18 protein-coding genes, 1 rRNA gene and 4 pseudogenes are annotated in these 19805 nt (G+C 72.7%); 7 read left to right on the forward strand and 16 right to left on the reverse strand.

The features are described from left to right. Positions 1-125: 125 nt before the first annotated feature. The 6 genes from QUE47_RS14785 (at position 126) to QUE47_RS14810 (ending at position 3856) form a co-directional block, all read left to right on the forward strand. On the forward strand, positions 126-1076 hold the full coding sequence (locus QUE47_RS14785) for an ABC transporter ATP-binding protein (protein WP_286217910.1): 951 nt from the start codon (positions 126-128) through the stop codon (positions 1074-1076). Then, a complete protein-coding gene (locus QUE47_RS14790) occupies positions 1073-1834 on the forward strand; it encodes an ABC transporter permease (protein ID WP_286217911.1) in 762 nt (253 codons plus the stop codon). The genes QUE47_RS14785 and QUE47_RS14790 overlap by 4 nt, the downstream gene beginning before the upstream one ends. 130 nt (positions 1835-1964) lie before the next feature. Beyond that, the gene (locus tag QUE47_RS14795) at positions 1965-2906 is read left to right on the forward strand and encodes a COX15/CtaA family protein (RefSeq protein ID WP_434019699.1); all 942 of its coding nucleotides are present in this window, start codon (positions 1965-1967) and stop codon (positions 2904-2906) included. A gap of 105 nt (positions 2907-3011) precedes the next feature. Next, the gene (locus QUE47_RS14800) at positions 3012-3278 is read left to right on the forward strand and encodes a hypothetical protein (protein ID WP_286217912.1); all 267 of its coding nucleotides are present in this window, start codon (positions 3012-3014) and stop codon (positions 3276-3278) included. A 47-nt stretch (positions 3279-3325) separates the two neighbouring features. After that, on the forward strand, positions 3326-3640 hold the full coding sequence (locus QUE47_RS14805) for a hypothetical protein (protein ID WP_286217913.1): 315 nt from the start codon (positions 3326-3328) through the stop codon (positions 3638-3640). Positions 3641-3700: 60 nt separating this feature from the next. Continuing rightward, positions 3701-3856 (forward strand): helix-turn-helix domain-containing protein, encoded by a 156-nt coding sequence (locus QUE47_RS14810; RefSeq protein WP_434019768.1) that lies wholly within the window; start codon positions 3701-3703, stop codon positions 3854-3856. Between the two features lie 99 nt (positions 3857-3955). Here the strand turns inward: QUE47_RS14810 and QUE47_RS14815 are convergent, their stop codons facing one another. Both QUE47_RS14815 and pyrG read right to left on the reverse strand, forming a co-directional pair. After that, a complete protein-coding gene (locus QUE47_RS14815; protein ID WP_286217915.1) occupies positions 3956-4642 on the reverse strand; it encodes an NUDIX domain-containing protein in 687 nt (228 codons plus the stop codon). Next, positions 4639-6318, reverse strand: a complete 1680-nt coding sequence (gene pyrG / locus QUE47_RS14820; protein WP_434019700.1) for a CTP synthase — start codon at positions 6316-6318, stop codon at positions 4639-4641. Before pyrG ends, QUE47_RS14815 begins: the two co-directional genes overlap by 4 nt. A gap of 913 nt (positions 6319-7231) precedes the next feature. On the opposite strand from pyrG, the gene QUE47_RS14825 reads away from it, so the two are divergent. Beyond that, entirely contained in the window at positions 7232-7930 is a 699-nt protein-coding gene (locus tag QUE47_RS14825; RefSeq protein WP_286217916.1) for a hypothetical protein, read from the forward strand. Positions 7931-8206: 276 nt separating this feature from the next. Here the strand turns inward: QUE47_RS14825 and QUE47_RS14830 are convergent, their stop codons facing one another. The 14 genes and pseudogenes from QUE47_RS14830 to rrf form a co-directional block, all read right to left on the reverse strand. Then, positions 8207-9238, reverse strand: coding sequence for a lipid II flippase MurJ (locus QUE47_RS14830; protein ID WP_350227589.1), 1032 nt, complete (start codon positions 9236-9238; stop codon positions 8207-8209). Then, positions 9205-9858 (reverse strand): annotated as a pseudogene (locus QUE47_RS14835) (lipid II flippase MurJ); the annotation flags it as partial. The pseudogene QUE47_RS14835 and the gene QUE47_RS14830, both read right to left, overlap by 34 nt. A gap of 2 nt (positions 9859-9860) precedes the next feature. Further along, entirely contained in the window at positions 9861-10703 is an 843-nt protein-coding gene (locus QUE47_RS14840; protein WP_286217918.1) for a hypothetical protein, read from the reverse strand. After that, a complete protein-coding gene (locus tag QUE47_RS14845; RefSeq protein WP_286217919.1) occupies positions 10700-11797 on the reverse strand; it encodes a copper transporter in 1098 nt (365 codons plus the stop codon). The genes QUE47_RS14840 and QUE47_RS14845 overlap by 4 nt, the downstream gene beginning before the upstream one ends. Before the next feature lie 81 nt (positions 11798-11878). Then, the gene (gene steA, locus QUE47_RS14850) at positions 11879-13072 is read right to left on the reverse strand and encodes a putative cytokinetic ring protein SteA (protein ID WP_286217920.1); all 1194 of its coding nucleotides are present in this window, start codon (positions 13070-13072) and stop codon (positions 11879-11881) included. Positions 13073-13130: 58 nt separating this feature from the next. After that, positions 13131-13283 (reverse strand): hypothetical protein, encoded by a 153-nt coding sequence (locus QUE47_RS16990; protein WP_350227590.1) that lies wholly within the window; start codon positions 13281-13283, stop codon positions 13131-13133. Continuing rightward, a complete protein-coding gene (locus QUE47_RS14855) occupies positions 13277-14773 on the reverse strand; it encodes a DNA repair protein RecN (RefSeq protein ID WP_350227762.1) in 1497 nt (498 codons plus the stop codon). Before QUE47_RS14855 ends, QUE47_RS16990 begins: the two co-directional genes overlap by 7 nt. Before the next feature lie 65 nt (positions 14774-14838). Next, positions 14839-14934 (reverse strand): annotated as a pseudogene (locus QUE47_RS16995) (hypothetical protein); the annotation flags it as partial. Further along, positions 14931-15925: pseudogene (locus QUE47_RS14860) on the reverse strand (NAD kinase). The pseudogenes QUE47_RS16995 and QUE47_RS14860, both read right to left, overlap by 4 nt. After that, positions 15922-16856, reverse strand: a pseudogene (locus QUE47_RS14865) (TlyA family RNA methyltransferase). The pseudogenes QUE47_RS14860 and QUE47_RS14865 overlap by 4 nt, the downstream one beginning before the upstream one ends. Beyond that, a complete protein-coding gene (locus QUE47_RS14870) occupies positions 16853-17062 on the reverse strand; it encodes a hypothetical protein (protein WP_286217921.1) in 210 nt (69 codons plus the stop codon). The pseudogene QUE47_RS14865 and the gene QUE47_RS14870 overlap by 4 nt, the downstream one beginning before the upstream one ends. 42 nt (positions 17063-17104) lie before the next feature. After that, positions 17105-18109 (reverse strand): HAD-IIA family hydrolase, encoded by a 1005-nt coding sequence (locus tag QUE47_RS14875; RefSeq protein ID WP_286217922.1) that lies wholly within the window; start codon positions 18107-18109, stop codon positions 17105-17107. A 46-nt stretch (positions 18110-18155) separates the two neighbouring features. Then, positions 18156-18794, reverse strand: coding sequence for a tetratricopeptide repeat protein (locus tag QUE47_RS14880; protein ID WP_286217923.1), 639 nt, complete (start codon positions 18792-18794; stop codon positions 18156-18158). An 812-nt stretch (positions 18795-19606) separates the two neighbouring features. Beyond that, positions 19607-19723 (reverse strand): 5S ribosomal RNA (gene rrf, locus QUE47_RS14885). Between the last annotated feature and the right edge of the window lie 82 nt (positions 19724-19805).

Raw genomic sequence — 19805 nt, forward strand, 5'->3', positions numbered from 1 at the left:
GGCTCTGTGATCCCCGAGATCCCGGGCTTCGTGACGGTCGGTGGCGAGCATCACACCGGAAGGCCGTCCGGGCGCACCCGGGCGCATCCGGGCGCGCCCCCACCCGCCCCCTAGACTCACGTCCCATGCCCGACTCCCCCGCCGTCGTCGTCTCCGGGCTGCGCAAGTCGTACGGGTCGACCACCGCGGTGGACGGGCTGGACCTCAGCGCGGCCCGCGGCGCCGTCACCGCCGTGCTCGGCCCCAACGGCGCAGGCAAGACCACGACCGTCGAGTGCTGCGAGGGGCTGCGCCGCCCGGACGAGGGAACGGTCCGGGTCCTCGGACTCGACCCCCAGGACGACGCGCGCACGCTCCGGCCCCGGGTCGGCGTGATGCTCCAGGACGGCGGGCTGCCCACGGGTGTCCGTGCCCTGGAGATGCTGGAGCACGTGGCGTCCATGTACGCGGACCCGCTCGACACCGACGCCCTCGCCGAGCGGCTCGGGCTCCACGGGTTCGCCCGCACCACGGTGCGCCGACTCTCGGGCGGGCAACGTCAGCGGCTGGCCCTGGCGGCCTCCGTCGTGGGGCGGCCCGAGGTCGTGTTCCTCGACGAGCCGAGCGCCGGGATGGACCCGCAGAGCCGGCACGCGGTGTGGGAGCTCGTCCGCGAGCTGCGTGCGGACGGCGTGGGCATCGTGCTGACCACCCACCTGATGGACGAGGCCGAAGACCTGGCCGACCACGTGTACGTCGTCGACCGCGGCACCGTGATCGCGGAGGGTTCGACGGCCGAACTGCTCGCCTCGGGCGCTGCGGCGGTGCGATTCCGCGCACCGCGAGGGCTCGACGTCGCCGAGCTGGCGCGCACGCTCGCCGAGGGCGACCGGGCCCGCCGTGCCGACCCCGGGGGCCGGACGGTGACCGAGGACGCGCCCGGCGCCTACACGGTCCAGGGTGATGCCGACGCCGCGACGATCGCCGCCGTGACCCGCTGGCTCGCCGACCAGGACGTCCTGCTCACCGGCCTGACCGTGGGGCGCCGCACCCTCGAGGACGTGTTCCTCGACCTGACCGGACGGAACCTGCGATGACCGACGACCGGACGCTCGCCGCACCGGCCTGGCGCCGGGTCGCGTCCCAGACCTCGTTCGAGACGCGCGCGATCCTGCGCAACGGGGAACAGCTCCTCATCACGATCATCATGCCCGTGCTGCTCCTCGTCGGGCTCACGCAGACCGACCTCGTGGAGATCGACAGCCCCGGGGTCGCCCGGATCGACCTCGTCACGCCCGGGATCCTCGCCCTGGCCGTCATGTCGACCGCGTTCACCTCCCAAGCCATCGCGACAGCCTTCGACCGACGCAACGGCGTCCTGCGCCTCCTGGCCACCACTCCCCTGGGCCGCGGCGGCCTGCTCGCGGGCAAGATCCTCGGCGTCCTCGCCGTCGAGATCGTCCAGGTGGTCGTCGTCGGAGCGGTGGCGCTCGGCCTCGGGTGGCGTCCCGAGCTCTCCGGGGTCCCGGCCGCGATCGGGGCGGTGCTGCTGGGTACGGCCGCCTTCACGTCGCTCGCCCTCCTGCTCGCCGGGACGCTGCGCGCCGAGGGCGTCCTGGCCGTGGCCAACCTGGTGCTGGTGCTCCTCGCCGTCGGCGGCGGCGTGCTCGTGCCCGCCGACCAGATGCCCGGCATCATGCAGCACGTCGCCGTGATCCTGCCCTCCGGCGCGCTCGGCGAGGCGATGCGCGGAGCCCTCATCGACGGCGGGGTGCCGTCGTTCTCGGTCGTCGTCCTGCTGGGGTGGACGGCGGCGCTCGGCTGGGGCGCGGGCAAGCTGTTCCGCTGGCAGTGACCCACCCGGCGAGCAACCCTGCCCGGTTCTCCGGTCGGGCCGTCGTCACGACGCCCTGACCGGATCCACGTCACATCCCGAGGCCCCTTCACGTGCCTGTCGGACGGCGTCGCGCGGCTACCGTGGTCCAGTGAGCACACAGCAGGTGGACGAGAGCACTCCCGCGGCGCACGAGCAAGGCTTCCTCGCCTCCGCCCGACGATGGACGCACCCCGTGCTCGTCGCCAACCTCGTCGCGCAGATCGGGATCATCGTCACCGGCGGCGCCGTCCGCCTCACCGGGTCCGGTCTGGGCTGCTCGACGTGGCCACAGTGCGAGCCCGGACAGTTCACCGCGAAGTTCCACCCGGAGACGTCGTACCACCAGTACATCGAGTTCGGGAACCGCACCCTCACCGGGGTGCTCGGCGTGATCGCCGTGGCCGTCGCGATCCTCGTGTGGTCGGACAAGAGCCGCAGCACGGGATACCGCTGGCTCGGGCTGGCCCCGCTGATCGGGGTCGCCACGCAGGCGGTGCTCGGCGGGATCGTCGTGCGCTTCCACCTGGACCCGGCGCTCGTGTCCCTGCACTTCATCGTCTCGGCCGCTCTGGTGGCGCTCTCGCTGCTGCTCCTGCACCGGCACGCCGAGGGCGACGCGCCGCCGGTCGCGGTGGTCGGACCCCTCAACCGTGCGCTCGGCCGGACCCTCGCCGTGCTCGCCGTGCCCGTCGTCGTCCTCGGCGTCGTCGTGACCGGAGCCGGGCCGCACGGCGGTGACGACGAGGTCGCATACCGCCTGGCGCTCGACCCCGCGCTGATGACGCGGTTCCATGCGGCGTCGGTCTGGCTCTTCGTCGCCGTGCTCGTCGCGTACCTCGTCGTGGCGCTGCGGACCGGGGCGCCCGCTGCCGTGCGGCGCGCGGCGTGGCTCCTGCTGGCCATCACCCTCGCGCAGGGAGCGATCGGCTACGTGCAGTACTTCACCGGCCTGCCCGAGCTGCTGGTGGGGCTGCACATGCTCGGCGCCGCGCTCCTCGTCGCCGGCACGACCAGACTCGTCCTGAGCATGCGCACACGCGCGGCCGTCTGACCGGCTCACCGCCCGTCTCCCGCTAGCCTCGGCCCGACCCCATCGGCAGGTCGCCCGCCGCGATCCGTCCGGCCGACACGAGTCGAGCGCGAGTAAGGTGCGACCATGCCTGACGATCTGTCCGAGGAGACTCGAAAAGTCCCGAGGAGCGTCGTCGTCGTCCTCGCGCTCGTCGCGCTCTGGTCCTTCGTCTCCGCCGGCGCGGCGATCGTCGCAGCCATAGGCACGAGCACGGATCACGAGGCGGTTGCCGACGTACCGCTGTCAACGGCCGACGTGGAGCAGGTGTTCTCAGGCACCGACCCGCTGACGGTCGCTCCCGCCAACGGGAGCACCGCCGACCTCGTGGTCGGGGGCTCACGCCGCCGCTGACCCGGGCGTTCGCCCTTGCCTACGCGGTGGACGCGACGCTCGCCGCGGTGACGGGTGTCATCCTCGCCGTGCTCGCCGTCCGACTCTTCCGCACGGCGGTCAGGGCCTGGCGTGCTGGGGCGATCGCCGCCGTCGCCGTCGCCACGACGACCGTGGTCCTCGGCTCTGCCGAGTCCTGGCTGGCGGCCCGTGCCGCCACGATGCTCAGTGAGGCGCTCCCTCACGGCGCAGGCACCGAGGTCTGGGAGACGACGGCGGAGATGAACCTCGACTTCGTCGGGACCGCGGTCGTGTTCGCCCTGGTGGGCGTCGCGCTCTACCGGACGGCGAGGCTGGACGCCGACACCGAAGGGTTGGTCTAGGTGCCTGCTGAGGGACACTCCGTCGTCTGCCATCTCGACCGGATCCTGGCGGAGCGCGAGATGTCGTTGGCCGAGCTGTCGCGTCGGATCGGCGTGTCCGTCGCCAACCTCTCCGTTCTGAAGAACGACCGGGCCAAGGCGATCAGGTTCTCGACGTTGACCGCCATCTGCACGGAGCTCGACTGCACCCCCGGCGAGCTGTTCTCGGTGCGCTAGCCGGACTCAGCAGGACTGGCCGGTCAGAGCCGGCCCGAGCACGCTCCAGCCGTTCTCACCGGTCCGTGACGGCGAGCAGCTCAAACCTCCGCGCGCCGATCACCCGTGACCGACGGGCGGACCGCCGTCGATCATGGACGCCCCTCGACGCTCGGGCCACGGCGCTCCGGTGGGGCGCAGCCCGACGAAGTCGCGGTCCGCGTACCGAGCCGCAGCGAGCACGCCCGCGACGGTCGACGGGTTGTGCAGATGACCGGCGAGCACCGCGTCCGCCGCCTCGGCGAGCGGCACCCACGCGGCCTCCATGTCGGCCTCCTCGTGCTCGCGCTCGAAGCGCTCGTCCACCGGGACCGGCGAGAGGTCGCGCGCGAGGAACACCCGCAGCGCCTCGGTCGACCCGCCCGGGGTCGTGTACAGGTCGACGAGCACGTCCCACCGCTCCGCACGCAGGTCAGCCTCCTCGGCGAGCTCCCGTCGCGCGGTGTCGATCGCCGGCTCCCCCTCGACGTCGAGCAGGCCCGCCGGGATCTCCCACAGCTCCCGCCCGACCGGGTGACGGTACTGGCGCTGGAGCAGGACCCGGCCCTCGTCGTCGAGGACGACGACTGCCACGGCCCCCGGATGGTCGAGGAGCTCCCGGGTGACCGTCACGTCCTCGCTCAGCACGACGTCGTCCGACACCAGGTCCCAGATGCGTCCCCGGTGGATCAGGCGGCGCCCGGCGACCGGGCGGGGCGCGACACGGTCGCGGACCTCAACGGCCTCCCGGGCACCGTCGGGGCTCATCGCTGCGCAGCGATCGCGGCCGCGACGAGACCCTCGAACAGCGGGTGCGCGCGAGTGGGCCGCGACTTGAACTCAGGGTGCGCCTGCGTCGAGACGTAGTACGGGTGGACCTCCGAGGGGAGCTCCACGAACTCGACGAGCGATCCGTCGGGAGACGTGCCGGAGAAGACGAGCCCGGCATCCTCGAGCTGGTCACGGTAGGCGTTGTTGACCTCGTAGCGGTGGCGGTGCCGCTCCGACACCTGCTCGGCCCCGTAGGCCCCTGCGATGACGGACCCGGGCCTGAGCGCTGCGTCGTACGCACCGAGACGCATCGTCCCGCCCAGGTCGCCCTGCCCCTCGACGAACGCGACCTGCTCCTCCATCGTCGCGATGACCGGGTGCTGCGTCCCGGGGTCGAACTCGGTGGACGACGCGTCGTCGATGCCGAGCACGTTGCGGGCGTACTCGATGACCATCGACTGCAACCCGAGGCAGATCCCGAGGGTCGGGACCTTGTTCTCGCGCGACCAGCGCAACGCACCGAGCTTGCCCTCGATCCCACGGATGCCGAAGCCGCCCGGGACCAGCACGGCGTCGACGCCGCCGAGCGCGTCCTCGGCGCCCTCCGGGGTCGAGCAGTCGTCGGACGGCACCCAGCGGATGACGACCTTCGCGTCGTTGGCGAACCCGCCGGCGCGCAGCGCCTCGGTCACCGAGAGGTAGGCGTCGGGGAGGTCGATGTACTTGCCGACGAGGGCGATCTCGACCCGATGCTCCGGGCGGTGCACGCGCTCGAGCAGCTGCGACCAGCCGTCCCAGTCCACGTCGTGGAACGGGAGGTTCAGCCGGCGCACCACGTAGGCGTCGAGCCCTTCGGAGTGCACGACGCGCGGGATGTCGTAGATGCTCGGCGCGTCGACCGCGGCCACCACGGCCTCGTTGTCGACGTCGCACATGAGCGCGATCTTGCGCTTGACGGACTGCGGCAGCTCACGGTCGGCGCGGAGCACGAGCGCGTCGGGCTGGATGCCGATGGACCGGAGCGCCGCGACCGAGTGCTGCGTCGGCTTCGTCTTGAGCTCCCCGGACGGCCCGATGTACGGGACGAGCGAGACGTGGAGGAAGAACACGTCGTCGCGTCCGAGCTCGTGGCGCACCTGGCGGGCCGCCTCGAGGAACGGCTGCGACTCGATGTCGCCCACCGTTCCGCCGATCTCCGTGATGATGACATCGACGTCAGGGCTCGACTGCGCGCGCATGCGTCGCTTGATCTCGTCGGTGATGTGCGGGATCACCTGGACGGTGTCGCCCAGGTACTCGCCGCGCCGCTCACGCGCGATCACCTGGGAGTAGACCTGGCCCGTCGTGACGTTCGCCGATGAGTGGAGGTCCACGTCGAGGAAGCGCTCGTAGTGGCCGATGTCGAGGTCGGTCTCCGCCCCGTCCTCGGTGACGAAAACCTCACCGTGCTGGAACGGGTTCATGGTGCCCGGGTCGACGTTCAGGTACGGGTCGAGCTTCTGCATCGTGACGCGGAGCCCGCGCGACCGGAGCAGGCGACCGAGGCTGGATGCCGTCAGACCCTTACCGAGCGAGGAGGCGACACCCCCGGTGACGAAGATCTGCCGCGTGGTGTGTGCGCCGCGGGATCCGTGATCTAGCTGACGACTGGGACTAGGTAGGTGATCTGCCACGGAACTCCACTGTACAGGCGAACCGGGTCCCGGGTGCCATCGCCGCGCTCGTCGGCGGGAAAGCCTGTGATCGACACCATATTGTTTTTCGATATTAACCGTTCCCAGCCGTGACTATCTATGCCTACTGTAGGACCACTGATTAAACAACTGACAGCAGACCTACTGTCAGACATGCTTTCCACCTGGAGATTCCGATGCGCACGTCCACTCGTTTCATCGCCACCGGGGCGATCGCTCTGCTCGCCGTGACCGGCACGGCCGCAGGGGCGTCCGCCGCCACCGGCCAGGGCGGCAACTCTGCCGTCAACGCTGGGTCCGGCAACTCCGGCGCGAACGCCAACGGCGTCGCCCACCGAGCTGACAGCCCGAACCGTGGCGGCAAGCAGAACGGCCAAGGCCAGCCGGCCAACACAGGCTCCGGCACGCCCACCACGAACCCCAACGGCAACCCGACCCCCGACAACGCGGCATCGGGATCGGCATCCGCCAGCTCCGGCGCTGCCCACGCCGGCAACCCAGCCGCCACTATGGCGGTTCCTCCGGTCTACGGCGGCGTCGCGCCCCAGCACGTCACGACCGGCACAGGCAAGGTCCCGCCCGTCGTCGGCGTCCAGGGACCGTCGCGCACAGGCACCTCCCCCAACGCCACGCCGGCCGACCCAGTTCCGGCCGCAACACTTGTACGGAAGGAGTCGGCGTCGCCGGCCTTCATCCTCGTTGTCCCTGACACCCGCACCACGACCACGGGCACCAGCCCCACCGTCAACCCGCGCGGATCGGTCACCGGTACCTCGAAGGCGCCCAAGACCACCACCGTCGTTGTCCCGGACACCCGTCAGACCGTGACCGGCACCCGGACTCCCCGCCCACCGGCGTCCAGGGACCGTCGCACACCGGCACGAACCCCTACGTGCCCCCGACGCCCACCGGTGCGAACCTCACCCCGTCCCCGACGCCGAAGACCCCCCAGCCCGTGTCGGTCCCGCCGCAGCCCACCGGTGCGAACCTCACCCCGTCCCCGACGAAGCAGGCCCCGCAGTCCGTGCCCGTCCCGCCGACGCCCACCGGCGCGAACCTCACCCCGTCCCCGACGAAGCCGACCGGTAACCCCCAGGCACCGAACCAGATGCACGGACTCTCGACGGCGCCCCAGACCACCGCCAAGGCTCGCAAGACGAAGCCGCGTCAGACCACGACGCCGACCACCCCTGCTACGACCACCACCCCTGCCGCGCAGACGAGCCCAACGGCCACGAAGGCAAAGGCCCCCGCGACCCAGGCCCCGGCGACCCAGGCACCAGCGGCGAAGGCCACGATCGCGCCGACGTCGCACACGCACGCAGCCACGGCACCCACGCCGGCGCACCCGGTGACGCACGTCGCGAACACCGGTGCAGGCCAGGTCCCCGAGTTCATCACTCGTACGGAGGCCGACGTCCCCGAGGCGCGCGCCACGCAGCAGGGTGTCGCAGCAGTTCAGACTGCACGTCTCGCGCAGACCGGCGCTGACGACGCCGACATCCTGGGCCTCGGCACGCTCCTCGCGGCCTCCGGCGCGATGCTCGTGGTCGCTGCCCGCCGCCGCCGTCGCGGAGCGCACGCCGCCTGATCCTGCACGCAGATGATCGCCGGGCGCGGACCGCGTTGGTCCGCGCCCGGCGTCGTGCTGCCACGCATCATCCGCACATGAAGGTCGACGACCTCGCGGAGGAGACGGAGGATCCAGCGCGCATTCGTGCTGCCCGCCGTGTTCGACCTGTCAGGTTCGGCGCACCGTCAGTGCCCGATGTGCTGATCGAACGTGGCCTTCGGGATAGTGGTCGGCTCGGTCCCGGTCGCACAGTTCGCGTACGTCCGGACCACAGCACAGCTCGCGCCGGCCCTGCTACGCGTCGGCGACCGCCGACGGCCGCAGCACGGCGAGCAGTGCGGTGCGGTCCAGGGCGAGCGACGTGCCGACCACCACGAGGACCGCGACGACTGCTCCGGCCAGGCCCACGAGGATCGCGACCAGCAGGGACGGTCCGTCCGGGATCAGCGCCGCGGTCAGGGCGTAGCCGGCGACCGCGCCGAGCGCCGAGCCGACCAGCAGTACGGGCGTCGTGCGGCCGACTCCCGCGACCGCACCAGGACCGCCGTGGCGCCGGACGGCGAGCAGGAGGAACACCGCTGCCACGGTCATCCCGAGGGCGTTGGCCGCACCGAGCGACGACAGCAGCGGGTCGCGCACCGCGTCGTCCACCACGCCCGGGACCGCCGCGCCACGGTCGTCGGGCACGACCAGCATCGGGAGCACGACGGCGACGACACCGACCACGATCCACCCCGCGCTCGTGGCGACGACCGCGGCGCGACCGTGGTCGAGCGAGTACAGCGCTCGGGACAGATGGAAGATCAAGGCGAACCCGACGAGCCCGGGCGCCATCCACGCGATCGCCTCCGACATGCCGTCGACGGACCCGTCGGCGAAGGTGTCGAACGCCGACTCGACGGCGACGCTCGCGGCCACCAGGGCAGCGACACCGGCGGCCGTCACGGTGAGCAGCCCCCGGGTCGTGAGTGCGAGGAGGCCCGCGAACCCCGCACGGTCCCCCGCGGACGCGCGCTCTGCCAGCCGCGGGAACGCGCTGGTGGCCAGCGGTATGGCGAGGATCGCGTACGGCAGGAAGTAGACGGCCTGCGTGCTGAAGTACACGGTGTACGCGCCCGGGTCGTCGAACCGCCCCGACGACCACATGACCGCCACCACCGAGGCCTGCTGCGCCACGAGCGCGCCCAGCCCGGCCAGCGCCAGCGCACGTGCACGCCGCCCCTCGCCCCCGGGAACCGCAGCGTCAGACGCAGTCGGATCCCGGTCCGCCACGCCGGCACGACGAGCGGGAGGCTCATCGCCGCCACGCCCGCCGTCGTGCCCCACGCCAGCAGCGCGACGGCGGACGACGAGACCTCGCCCGCCGGTACGTGCGAACCCTCGGTCGACGCGCCGTAGAGGACGTACGTGGTGATGACCACCGCGCTCGAGAGGATCGGCGCGGCCGCCGGCCAGAAGAACCGCCGGTTGGCCTGGAGGACACCCGACATCACCGTGCCGACGCCGTAGAGCGGGATCTGCAGCGCGAAGACCCGCAGGAAGTACGTCGCGAGATCTGCCGACTCCCCTGGGGCGATGCCGATGAGCGGGACGAGCCACGGCGCCGCCAGCGCCATGAGCGCGCCGACCGGGACGAGGACGACGAGCGCCCACGTGAGCAGCGCCGACGTGATCCCGGAGGCCTCGATGCGCGCGCGACGCGCGACGGGACCCGCCAGCAGGGGGACGATCGCGCCTGCGAGCGCTCCACCCGCCGCGACCTCGAACATCACGTTCGGGACGGTGTTCGCCTTGAGGTAGATGTCCCCGACCTCGCCGGGACCGACGTTGGACACCAGCGCGATCTGGCGCAGGAAGCCGATGAGCCGGCTGGCCAGGTTGACGACCGTGATCAGAGCGGCCGCACCGGCGAGAGTGCCTGCGGCCAGCTTCCAGCGCGGTGACATGGTCAGCGGCGTCGGGGCCGACGGCCCCAACCGTCGAGGAGGCGCAGCACGGGGTTGCCGTCGATGACCGCGGAGAAGCTCGTCTTCTCGCTCGCCAGCGTCAGACCCACCACGCCGGCGAGGGCCGCGACCCGCACCGCTCGCGATGCACCCAGCACGACCTGCACGCCGAGGAGCGCACCGAGCGCGTTCGCGCCGCCGTCCCCCAGCATGTCCCGCTCGGCGAGATCGGCGCCCGCAGCGGCCCCTGCGGAGCCGACGACCGCCCCGGAGAGTCCTGCCTCGCCCGTGGCCGTCCCCGCGAGCGCCCCCAGGGTCGCGACCTTGAGCGCGCGCCCGGGTCGCAGGTCGAAGAGGTTGAGAAGGTTCGCGCTCGCCGCGACGAGCGCTCCGCCGAGGACGACGTCCACCGACCGGAGGACCGGGTGACCGTCGGTGGGTGTGGCGATCGCTGCCGCCACGAGCGAGGTCGCGCCGATGCCGAGCACCTTGAGGCCACCCGTGGTGAGCCGTCCGTGCGCGAGCGCTCCGAGGTGCCCCTTGAGCCCCTTCGTGCGCTCGGACGTGTCCTCGGCCAGGTCGTCGACGACGCCGAAGGCACCTGCTCCCACGACCGCGACGGCGGCCGCCGCCGCCGACCGGGTCGTGCCCGCGCCCGCGATCGCACCTGCCGCCAGGCCGACGACGACCGCCGGGCCCTCGAGCATGCTGATCGGTTCACCGCGATGGTTCGTCCGGGTCCACCGGGCCGCTCCACCGGGCGGGGCGGCGTCGAGCACGGTCCGCGCCGCTGCCGTCGTCCCGGCCGAGACCGTGGCCCCCGCGACGACGCTACCGAGGGTCACTGGTCCGTCGGCTCGTCGGTCGAGCCGTCCAGGGCGCCCTCACCGTCGTCGCCGGTCGCGCCGTCCGACGACTCGGGAGTCGCTGCCTCCTCGGGCTCCTCGGGTTCCTGGAGCGGCGGCACGGCGGCGGTCGCCGCGTCGTCGAGACCGTACTGACCGGTCACGTCCTGGAGCTCGGCCGCGAGCGCCAGCGGGACGTTGATCTGGCCGGGCGCCTCGCCCACCTGGGCGACGGAGCTGACCGTCGATGTCGTCTGCTCGTCGTCCCGGACCCAGGAGATCAGGTCTCCGTCGGACAGGTCCGGCCCTGCGACGACGACGGCACCGACCGCGGACTCGGCGGCGACGACGACCTGGAGCTGGTCCTGGACGGCAGCGGCGCCGGCGTCGTCGGTCGACTCCTCCTCCGTGGCCCCGTCACCGGCCGTCGGCGTCTGGGTGCCGTCGGACGCGTCCTCCTCCGCACGCTGCGGGACGACGACGAGGACAGCCTCGGCGGGCGCGGTCGGTGCGGTCGCGACGTCCACGAGACCGTCGTCGGAGAGCATGGTGAGGAGGTCCTGCGCGTCGGTGCTGAGCTGCTCGGGGTCGAGCGGGTCCTCCTCGACCAGCGCCATGACGAGTGCCGTGGCGAGCGCCTCCTCGGACGAACCGTCCGGCTCTCCGGTGGCGAGTCGCGTTTCGTCGGCGGCGGCGTCCCGGTCGTCCTGCGCGTCGGCGTCCGTCCACGCGGACGTGAGGTCGACCTGGCTGCTCACCGAGGCACCGGCGACCGCCAGCTGCTCGGCGATCGGCTCGTACCAGTCGTCGTCGAGCTCGCCCGTGCCGACGACGGCCACCGAACGGCCGACGAGCGAGCCGGTCACGAGCTCGGGGCCGACCGCCTCGACGTAGCGATCGGTGGACTCCAGGTCGAGGGTCGTCTCGTCGAGCTCGGCCCGCAGGTCGTTGCGCTCCTCCCGGAGCTGCTCGACCTGACCGCTCAGCTGCTCACCGAGGGTGCCCTGCAGCGGACCCGCACCGAGGATGATGCCGACCGCCAGCGCCAGGAAGACGGAGATCAGAGAGACGATGTGGTACCGGAAGTCGATCACGGAATGCAGGTTTCCTTCGTGAGCGGCGCCCCGAGGAGCGCCTGGTCGAGGTTTCGAGGGCCAGGGTGGTACCGGTCAGGCTCAGCCGCTGCGGAACAGGGACCCGAACCAGGACCACACGGTGTCGAGCTGGGCGCCGACGATGCCGATGAAGGTCTGGCCCGCAGCCGTGGCGAGGAGGGCCATGCCGACGGCGAACAGCCCCGCCAGCGAGAGCAGCACGAGCTGGAGGTTCGAGATGCGCTGCCGGTAGAGCCGCGAGACTCCCTTCGCGTCGACGAGCTTGCCCCCGACCCGCAGGCGGGTGAGGAAGGTGCTCGCCATCCCGGCCCTGCCCTTGTCCAGGAACTCGACGAGCGTCGCGTGCGTGCCGACCGCGACGATCACCTCGGCCCCGGCGTCGTCGGTCAGGAGCATCGCGATGTCCTCGCTCGTGCCCGTCGCCGGGAAGACGATCGGGTCCACCCCGAGCGCGCGCACCCGCTCGAGTCCGGGCGCGTTCCCGTCGCGGTAGGCGTGCACGACGATCTCGGCCCCGCAGGCGAGCGCGCGGTCCGACACCGAGTCCATGTCGCCCACGATCATGTCGGGCTTGAGGCCTGCGTCGAGGATCGCGTCGGCTCCACCGTCGACACCGACGAGGACGGGCCGGTACTCCGCCACGTACGGACGCAGCGTCGCGAGGTCCTCGCGGTAGTGGTAGCCGCGGACCACGATGAGGACGTGGCGTCCCTCGATCTCGGTCTTCACGTCCGGGACCCCGACCCCGTCCAGGAGGAGCTCCCGCTCCCGGCGCAGGTAGTCCATCGTGTTCTCGGCGAAGCGCTCGATCTCGTCGGACAGGCCCTCTCGGGCCTCCTCGAGGCTCGCCGCCACCGTCTCCGGCGTCTGCAGCGTCCCCTCGGCGACCAAGGTCTCGCCGACGAAGACCTTCGCGCCGTCGACCCGGACCCGGTGGCCGTCCGCGATCGACATCACGGCGTCACCGAGCCCGTCGACGAGCACGATGCCCGCCTCGACGAGGATCTCGGGACCGAGGTTGGGGTAGCGGCCGGAGGTCGACCGCGCCGCGTTCAGCACCACCGCCGGACCGGCGGTGACCAGCGCGTCGGCGGCCACCCGGTCGATGTCCACGTGATCGATGACCGCGATGTCGCCGGCGGAGAGCCGCTTCGTCAGGTCCTTGGTGCGCGGGCTGACGCGCGCCGGGCCGGTGACGCCCGAGGCGTCGTCGGTTCCTGGCTGCGGCTCGCTCCTGCGGAAGGTCAGTCTCATCGGGGCCAATGCTCCCACGACTTGTCGCGATCGGGCCGCGGCCCGCGCGTGGTGTGGATCATGTCGTGGCACCCACGCTCCCCGACCCGGCGAGCAGCTCGACGGCGTGCAGCCGCGCAGCCTCGGAGTCCTCCTTGCCCGAGAGCATACGGGCGAGCTCTCGCACCCGCTCCTCACCGGCGACCTCGGCGACGCCAGTAACGGTCACCATGGCGTCGTCCGCGGCCCCGTCGTCGCCGGCCGCACCGTCGGTGGACTTGGACACCACGAGCTGGCGGTCGGCGAACGACGCGACCTGTGCCAGGTGGGTGACCACGACGACCTGGGCGTGCCGCGCAAGCACGGCGAGACGGCGACCGACCTCGAGCGCGGCGCGGCCCCGACGCCGGCGTCGACCTCGTCGAAGACGAAGGTCGTCGAGCCGCTCCCGGCTCCGGCGACGGCGGCCAGCGCGACCTCGATCGCCAGCATGACTCTCGACAGCTCGCCGCCGGAGGCGCCCTTGCCCAGCGCCCGGGCGGGCGCCCCGGGGTGCGGGACGAGACGCATCTCGACCAGGTCGGCGCCCCACGGACCGGGCTCGTCCGCCCGCTCGACGCCGACCTCGAGGCTCGCGCCCGACATCGCCAGCCCCGCCAGCTCCTCGGTCACGGCCTTCGCGAGAGCGTCCGCCGCCGCCGAGCGTCCACGTCCGAGCGCGGCGGCCAGGTCGACGATCGTCGCCTGCAGCTCCTTGGCGCGCGCGTGCATCGCCTCGAGGCCGGCGTCGTCGTCCTCGAGCTCGAGCAGGCGGAGACCGGCGTCGCGCGCCCAGGCGAGCACCGCCGCCACCCCGGTCAACGCACCGGTCTCGGAGCCGTCGCTGGTGTCGGTGGTGTCGGTCGTGTCGCCGCCGTAGGTCCGCACCAGGCTCGTCAGCTCCGCGAGCCGCGCGTGGGACTGCTCGAGAACCCCGGGATCGGCGGCGAGCCCACCCTCGTACGCGGCGAGGTCCGTCGCCACGTCCTGCAGGGCGTACTCCGCGTCCGCGACACGTCGGGCGAGCTCGACGAGTGCAGGATCGGTCGTCGCCGCGACCTCCAGGGACCGCCTCGCTCGGTCGACGGCCGGTAGCGCGCTCGCGTCCTCGGAGCCGGTGTCGTCGCCGACAAGTGCGTCGTGCGCCAGCCGGGCTGCCTCGCGCAGCTCCTCGGCGTTGCCGAGCCGCGCGACCACCTGCCGCAGGGTGTCGTCCTCGCCGGGCTGCGGGTCGACGCGCTCGATCTCGGCCGTCCCGGCGCGCAGGAGCTCGGCCTCGCGCGCTCGCTCGTCGACCCGTGACGTGACGTCGTCGATCCGGCGGAGAAGGGCCGCTCGCTCGGTCCACGCGTCCCGGTACCGCGCCAGCAGGTCGGCATGGGCGGAACCGGCGAAGGCGTCGAGCGCGGCTCGCTGCCGGCTCGGCGTCCGGAGGCGTGCCTGGTCGGCCTGACCGTGCACGGTGACCAGCTCGTCCGCGACGTCCGCGAGGAGCGCCTGCGGCACCGAGCGACCGCCGAGATGGGCTCGTGACCGTCCTTCGGCTGCGACCGATCGCACCACGAGAGCCGACCCGTCGTCGTCCAGCTGTCCCCCGGCGTCGGCCATCCGGTCGAGCGCGGCAGATCCCTCGGGGAGGCGGAGGCGACCCTCGACGACCGCGCTCGACGCCCCCGGGCGCACGGAGGCCGGGTCGGCCTTGCCCCCATGAGCAGCCCGAGCCCGGTCAGCAGCATGGTCTTGCCGGCACCGGTCTCGCCGGTGATCACGGTCAGCCCGGGATGCAGCGCGACGGTCGCACGCCGGATCACCCCGAGGTTCTCGATCCCGATCTCCTCGATCACGACGTCCCCTCCGAGAAGCTGCGCGGAGCCGCGGCCGGCTCCGGCGCAGAGACCGCCGGGTCGCGCTCGGCGCCCGACGTCGCGGCGGCGTTGCGACGTGCTCGGCCCCGCCACCCCTCGACCGGCAGGTTGAACTTGGACACAAGCCGGTCGGTGAAGACTCCCTGGCCGATGCGAGCGAGGAGGATCGGCGTCGCGCAGCGCCGCACCTCGACGCGGGATCCCGGGGGCAGGTCGATCTGGCGGCGCCCGTCGCACATGAGGACGCCCGGGGACGACGACGCGGTCACCACCTCGAGCGCGAGGACGCTGTGCGGGCCCACGACGAGCGGGCGCGCGAAGAGCGCGTGCGCGGAAACGGGCACGAGCAGCATCGCGTCGACGTCGGGCCAGACCACGGGACCGCCGGCGGAGAACGCGTGCGCGGTCGACCCGGTCGCGGTCGACATCACGACGCCGTCGCACCCGAACGAGCTCAGTGGCCGACCGTCGACCTCGACGGCGACCTCGATCATGCGTTCGCGCGACGCCTTCTCGACGGTCGCCTCGTTCAACGCCCACCCTCGCACCGGTTCGGGCTCCCCGGCAGGTGGACGACCACGTCGAGCGTCCGGCGCTCCTCGACCGTGTAGTCGCCGTCGGCGAGGCGGCGGACGGTCTGCCGCAGGTCCTCGCGCTCGCTCTCCGCGAGGAAGCCGACGTGGCCGAGGTTGACGCCCAGCAGCGGGATCCGCGTCCCGTGCGTGAGCTCGGCCGCGCGCAGGATCGTGCCGTCCCCGCCGATGACGAGGACGACCTCCGACTCGTCGACGCGCTCCCGGTCGCGGACACGCTCGATGCCGTTCCCGGCTTCTCCGAACTGCTCGGCCAGGTCGTCGTCGTGCAAGGACACGGCGAAGCCCGCAGCCTCGAGCTCGCGCACGGACTCGTCGAGCACCGCGAGCGCCTCAGGGCGTCCACCGTGCGTGACGATCAGCACTCGTCGTGTCACTTGTCCTCCGGTTCGTCGTCGCTCAAGCAAATCACAGGCGGCATCGTTGGTGACGCTGCTGCGAGTGTGTCAGGTGGGTCCCACGAGACCGCCTCGCGGGCCTTCGCGGCGAACCGCGCCGACCGCGTCAGCCCGTCCGCCTGCCTCGCGGTCCCCCCGTTCGCCCCGCCCGTGGCCAGGAGCACGAAGTACTCGCGGTTCCCGCTCGGACCCGGGAGCGCGCTCGGCACCACGGCCCGAACGACCAGCCTGTGCTCCTCGGCGCACTCCAGGACGTCGGCGACGGCACGCGCGCGCAGTCCACGGTCGCGGACCACCCCACCGCTCCCCAGTCGTTCGCGGCCGACCTCGAACTGGGGCTTGACGAGCAGGAGCACCGCGACGTCGCCGTCCAGCGCGCGCGCAAGCACGGGCAGCACGAGCTGCAAGGAGATGAACGAGAGGTCCCCGACGACCAGGCCCGGACCGGAGCCGCCCGGCGAGCGCACGTCCCGTGCGACGAGGTCGCGGACGTTGAGCCCTTCGCGCACGGTCACCCGCACGTCGTCCCGGAGCTCCGGCCTGAGCTGTTCGTGCCCGACGTCGACGGCCACGACGTGCGCGGCCCCCGCCGGAGCAGGACATCCGTGAAACCGCCGGTCGACGCACCGAGGTCCAAGCACGTCGCGCCGTCGACCCCGTCGAGCCGACCGTCACGCTCCAGAGCGTCGAGCGCGCCGACCAGCTTGTGGGCGGCCCTGGACGCGTACCCGGGATCCTCGGGGTCGAGATCGACGACGATGTGCTGGTCGGCGCGGACGGGCTGCGACGGCTTCCCCGCGACGCGCCCCTCGACCGTCACACGGCCGGCGGCGACCGACGCCTTGGCTGCGTCTCTGGAGCGCGCGAGCCCGCGGCGCACGAGCTCTGCGTCGAGACGTGCTCCGCTCACCGCCCGTCGTCCGTCAGCCGACGGGACAGCTCCTCCTGCACGGACTCGTAGGCCTCGGCCTGCTCGGCGGCGGGGCGATCCTCGACGTCCTCGAGCAGCTCGTCGACGGCCTCCTGGGCGCTACGGACGTCTCGGGCGCCCCGGCCCACGTCGCCGGGCGTCGGGGGTCCTGGCCGCGGGGCCTGCCGGTCTGGTGCGTCGTCCATGCTCTCCTCCGATCTCGCTGCGTCGTGCGCGGACGCCTGCGTTCAGTCGGTCACCACGATCTCCGGGACGCTGCTCTCGTCGAGCTCCACGCCGTCGTCGACCGCGGACCACGCGGCACCGCACGCGGCGCGGACGGTGTCGATCGTCGCCTCCCGAGTCGAGGAGCCGCCCCCGGCCGGCGCCGCACCCGAGGTCGCCGCGAGCTCGAGCCGCCCGTCGACGACCCGCGCCGCACCGTCCCGACACCGCCACCAGCCGTCGCCGGCGGGCTCCGGTTCGGGGTGCGGCTCGTTGAGCGCCCGCAGGTCCTTGCCGACGAAGTGCGGTCGCAGTCCCGGTTCCGCGAGGATCGCGTCGCGCGCCGAGCTGACACCGGTCAGGACGTGGAGACCGGGATAGCCGCCCGCCCGGGCTCCGGCGAGATCCGTGTCGAGCCGGTCACCGATCACGAGCGCCTCCTCGACACCGGCCCGCTCGCAGGCCAACCGGTACATCGTCGGCTCCGGCTTGCCCGCGCTCTCGGGCTCGACGCCCGTGGCCGAGACCACGGCCGCGACGAGCGTCCCGTTGCCGGGGGCCATGCCGCGCGCCTGAGGGAGCGACATGTCCCGGTTGCTCGCGACGTGCCACGCGCCGCCCTGGACGGCGTACGCCGCCTCGGCGAGGTCCGACCAGCCCAGCTCAGGAGAGAAGCCCTGCACGACGGCGTCCGGACGGTCGTCGGCGGAACCCACGATCTCGAAGCCCTGCGCACGGACCGCTGTCCGGAGCCCGGCGCCACCGATCACGAGCACCGTCGCACCGGGAGCGAGCCTCGTCGCCAGGAGCGCGGCGGCAGCCTGCGCGGCGGTCATCACGTCGCCGGGCTCGGTCGGGATGTCGAGATCGGTGAGCTGTGCCGCGACCTGCTCCGGCTCACGAGAGGCGTTGTTGGTGACGAACACGAGCCGCATCCCGGCCTCGCGTGCCGCTGCCAGCGACGACGCGGCGTGGTCGACCGGCTCGTGGCCCTTGTAGGCGACGCCGTCCAGGTCGACGAGCGACACCGAGTAGCGCTCCGCCAGGGCGACGGCGCTGCCCAGGAGCCCCCGGTCATCGGCGATCCTCCGGGCCCGCGCCCGAGGCGTCGTCCGAACCGTCGACGGCGTCCTGATCGTCCTCCAGGTCGAACACCACCGAGTCCTCGACGTCCCCGCCACCGAACCGGGGGTCGATCGCCGCGAGGACAGCCGCTGCCTCGTCGTCGCGACCGAGCGCCACCAGCACGTCCGCGCGAGCGGTCGAGACGCGCGCACCGAGCTCGCCGGCGGAACCACGGACACCGTCGAGCACCGCGAGGGCGGCCTCGTGGTCGCCCAGGTCCGTCCGTGCGCCGCTGACCACGATCGCCAGCTCGACACGACCGTCGTCGTCGAGCGTCGCAGCCTCGTCCGACGCCGCGAGGGCCAGCGCCCGCTCAGGCCTGCCGAGCCCGCGCTCACAGTCCGCCATGATCGGCAGGTGCTCGGACGACCCGTTCAGACGCCGGACCGTGCGCAGCTCGCGCAGCGCCTCCCCGTACCTGCCCGACTGGTAGGCGGCGATCCCGGCTGCCTCGCGCACGACGTCGACCCTGCCTGCTCGCCGCACCGCAGCCTGCGCGTGCTGGTACGCCTGCTCGGGGTCCTCGTCCAGGAGCCGGCCCGCCATCACGAGGTGCGCGCCGACCTGCTCCGCGTTCGCCTTGCTCAACGTACGGAGCCGCGCGCGCGCAGCGCGATCGAGGTCCAGCCACGTCACGTCCTCGGGCAGTCGAGGCTCATCGTGCCGTTCGGACCGGTGCGCGTCGCCCTCGGAACGAGGACGACGGTCTGCCCGGTCGCCGCCCGACCCCCGCGCAGGACGTCCCCGGCGCTGATCGGCGGGGCCGCCCGAACGGCGCTCGGACGGACGCTGCGGTCCCCCTGCCGTGCACCCGAACGCTCCGAACGCTCCGGGCGCGCCGTCCGCGCGCCGTCGCTCTGACGACGAGGCTGCTGCCCACGACGATCCGAACCGCCGGCCGAACGCGCGTTGTCAGGACGTGTCTCCTGCCGCGACCCGGCGGCGCCCGATGCACTGCCACCCGCGGCCCGCCGTGCACCGTAGCGCTCACGTCCCGACGCACCGGAACGCGCACCGTCGCCGCGAGGCTCGGTCCGCGACCTCTTCGTGCCGTCTGCTGGGTCCTGCTCGCGACCGCCGTCGCCCTCAGGACGCGAACTCTCGTCCACGGAAGTTCCTCTCGTCAGTTGTCGACCCACATGATCCCACGTCCGACCCGCCGAGCACCCACCGTCCACGCGCTCGCCGACGCAGTACTGCCGAGACGGAGCACCACCGATACATGTCGGTTGCACCATGCGCTGCGCATCGAGGCCGGCATGGCTTGCGGGTGTCCGTCCCGTCGGCCGGGGGTGCGGTCGTAGTCCTGCCGACCGAGCAGCTCGTACGCCCCGGTTCTCGAGGGCGGGTAGAAATGCCGAAGACCCACCCCGGGTGGGGTGGGTCTTCGGTGAATGATGGTCCGGCGGCGTCCTACTCTCCCACCCCGTTCCCAGGGCAGTACCATCGGCGCTGAAGGGCTTAGCTTCCGGGTTCGGAATGGGACCGGGCGTTTCCCCTTCGCTGTGACCGCCGTAACTTTATCGAGTTGTCGGGTTGCCCCCTGTTTTCACACGAACACCTTGTGGGGTGTGGTGTGTGGGGGTGGTGCCCGTTTCT

The organism is Paraoerskovia sediminicola, from assembly GCF_030296575.1.
In the GTDB taxonomy this organism is placed as follows: domain Bacteria; phylum Actinomycetota; class Actinomycetes; order Actinomycetales; family Cellulomonadaceae; genus Paraoerskovia; species Paraoerskovia sediminicola.

Excerpts from the sequence above, each read along its gene's own strand:
- QUE47_RS14870 (WP_286217921.1), bottom strand. The coding sequence starts at position 17,062 with ATGGACGACGCACCAGACCGGCAGGCCCCGCGGCCAGGACCCCCGACG.
- QUE47_RS14800 (WP_286217912.1), top strand. The coding sequence starts at position 3,012 with ATGCCTGACGATCTGTCCGAGGAGACTCGAAAAGTCCCGAGGAGCGTC.
- steA (WP_286217920.1), bottom strand. The coding sequence starts at position 13,072 with ATGAGACTGACCTTCCGCAGGAGCGAGCCGCAGCCAGGAACCGACGAC.
- QUE47_RS16990 (WP_350227590.1), bottom strand. The coding sequence starts at position 13,283 with ATGGTGACCGTTACTGGCGTCGCCGAGGTCGCCGGTGAGGAGCGGGTG.
- QUE47_RS14785 (WP_286217910.1), top strand. The coding sequence starts at position 126 with ATGCCCGACTCCCCCGCCGTCGTCGTCTCCGGGCTGCGCAAGTCGTAC.
- QUE47_RS14815 (WP_286217915.1), bottom strand. The coding sequence starts at position 4,642 with ATGAGCCCCGACGGTGCCCGGGAGGCCGTTGAGGTCCGCGACCGTGTC.
- QUE47_RS14810 (WP_434019768.1), top strand. The coding sequence starts at position 3,701 with ATGTCGTTGGCCGAGCTGTCGCGTCGGATCGGCGTGTCCGTCGCCAAC.
- QUE47_RS14790 (WP_286217911.1), top strand. The coding sequence starts at position 1,073 with ATGACCGACGACCGGACGCTCGCCGCACCGGCCTGGCGCCGGGTCGCG.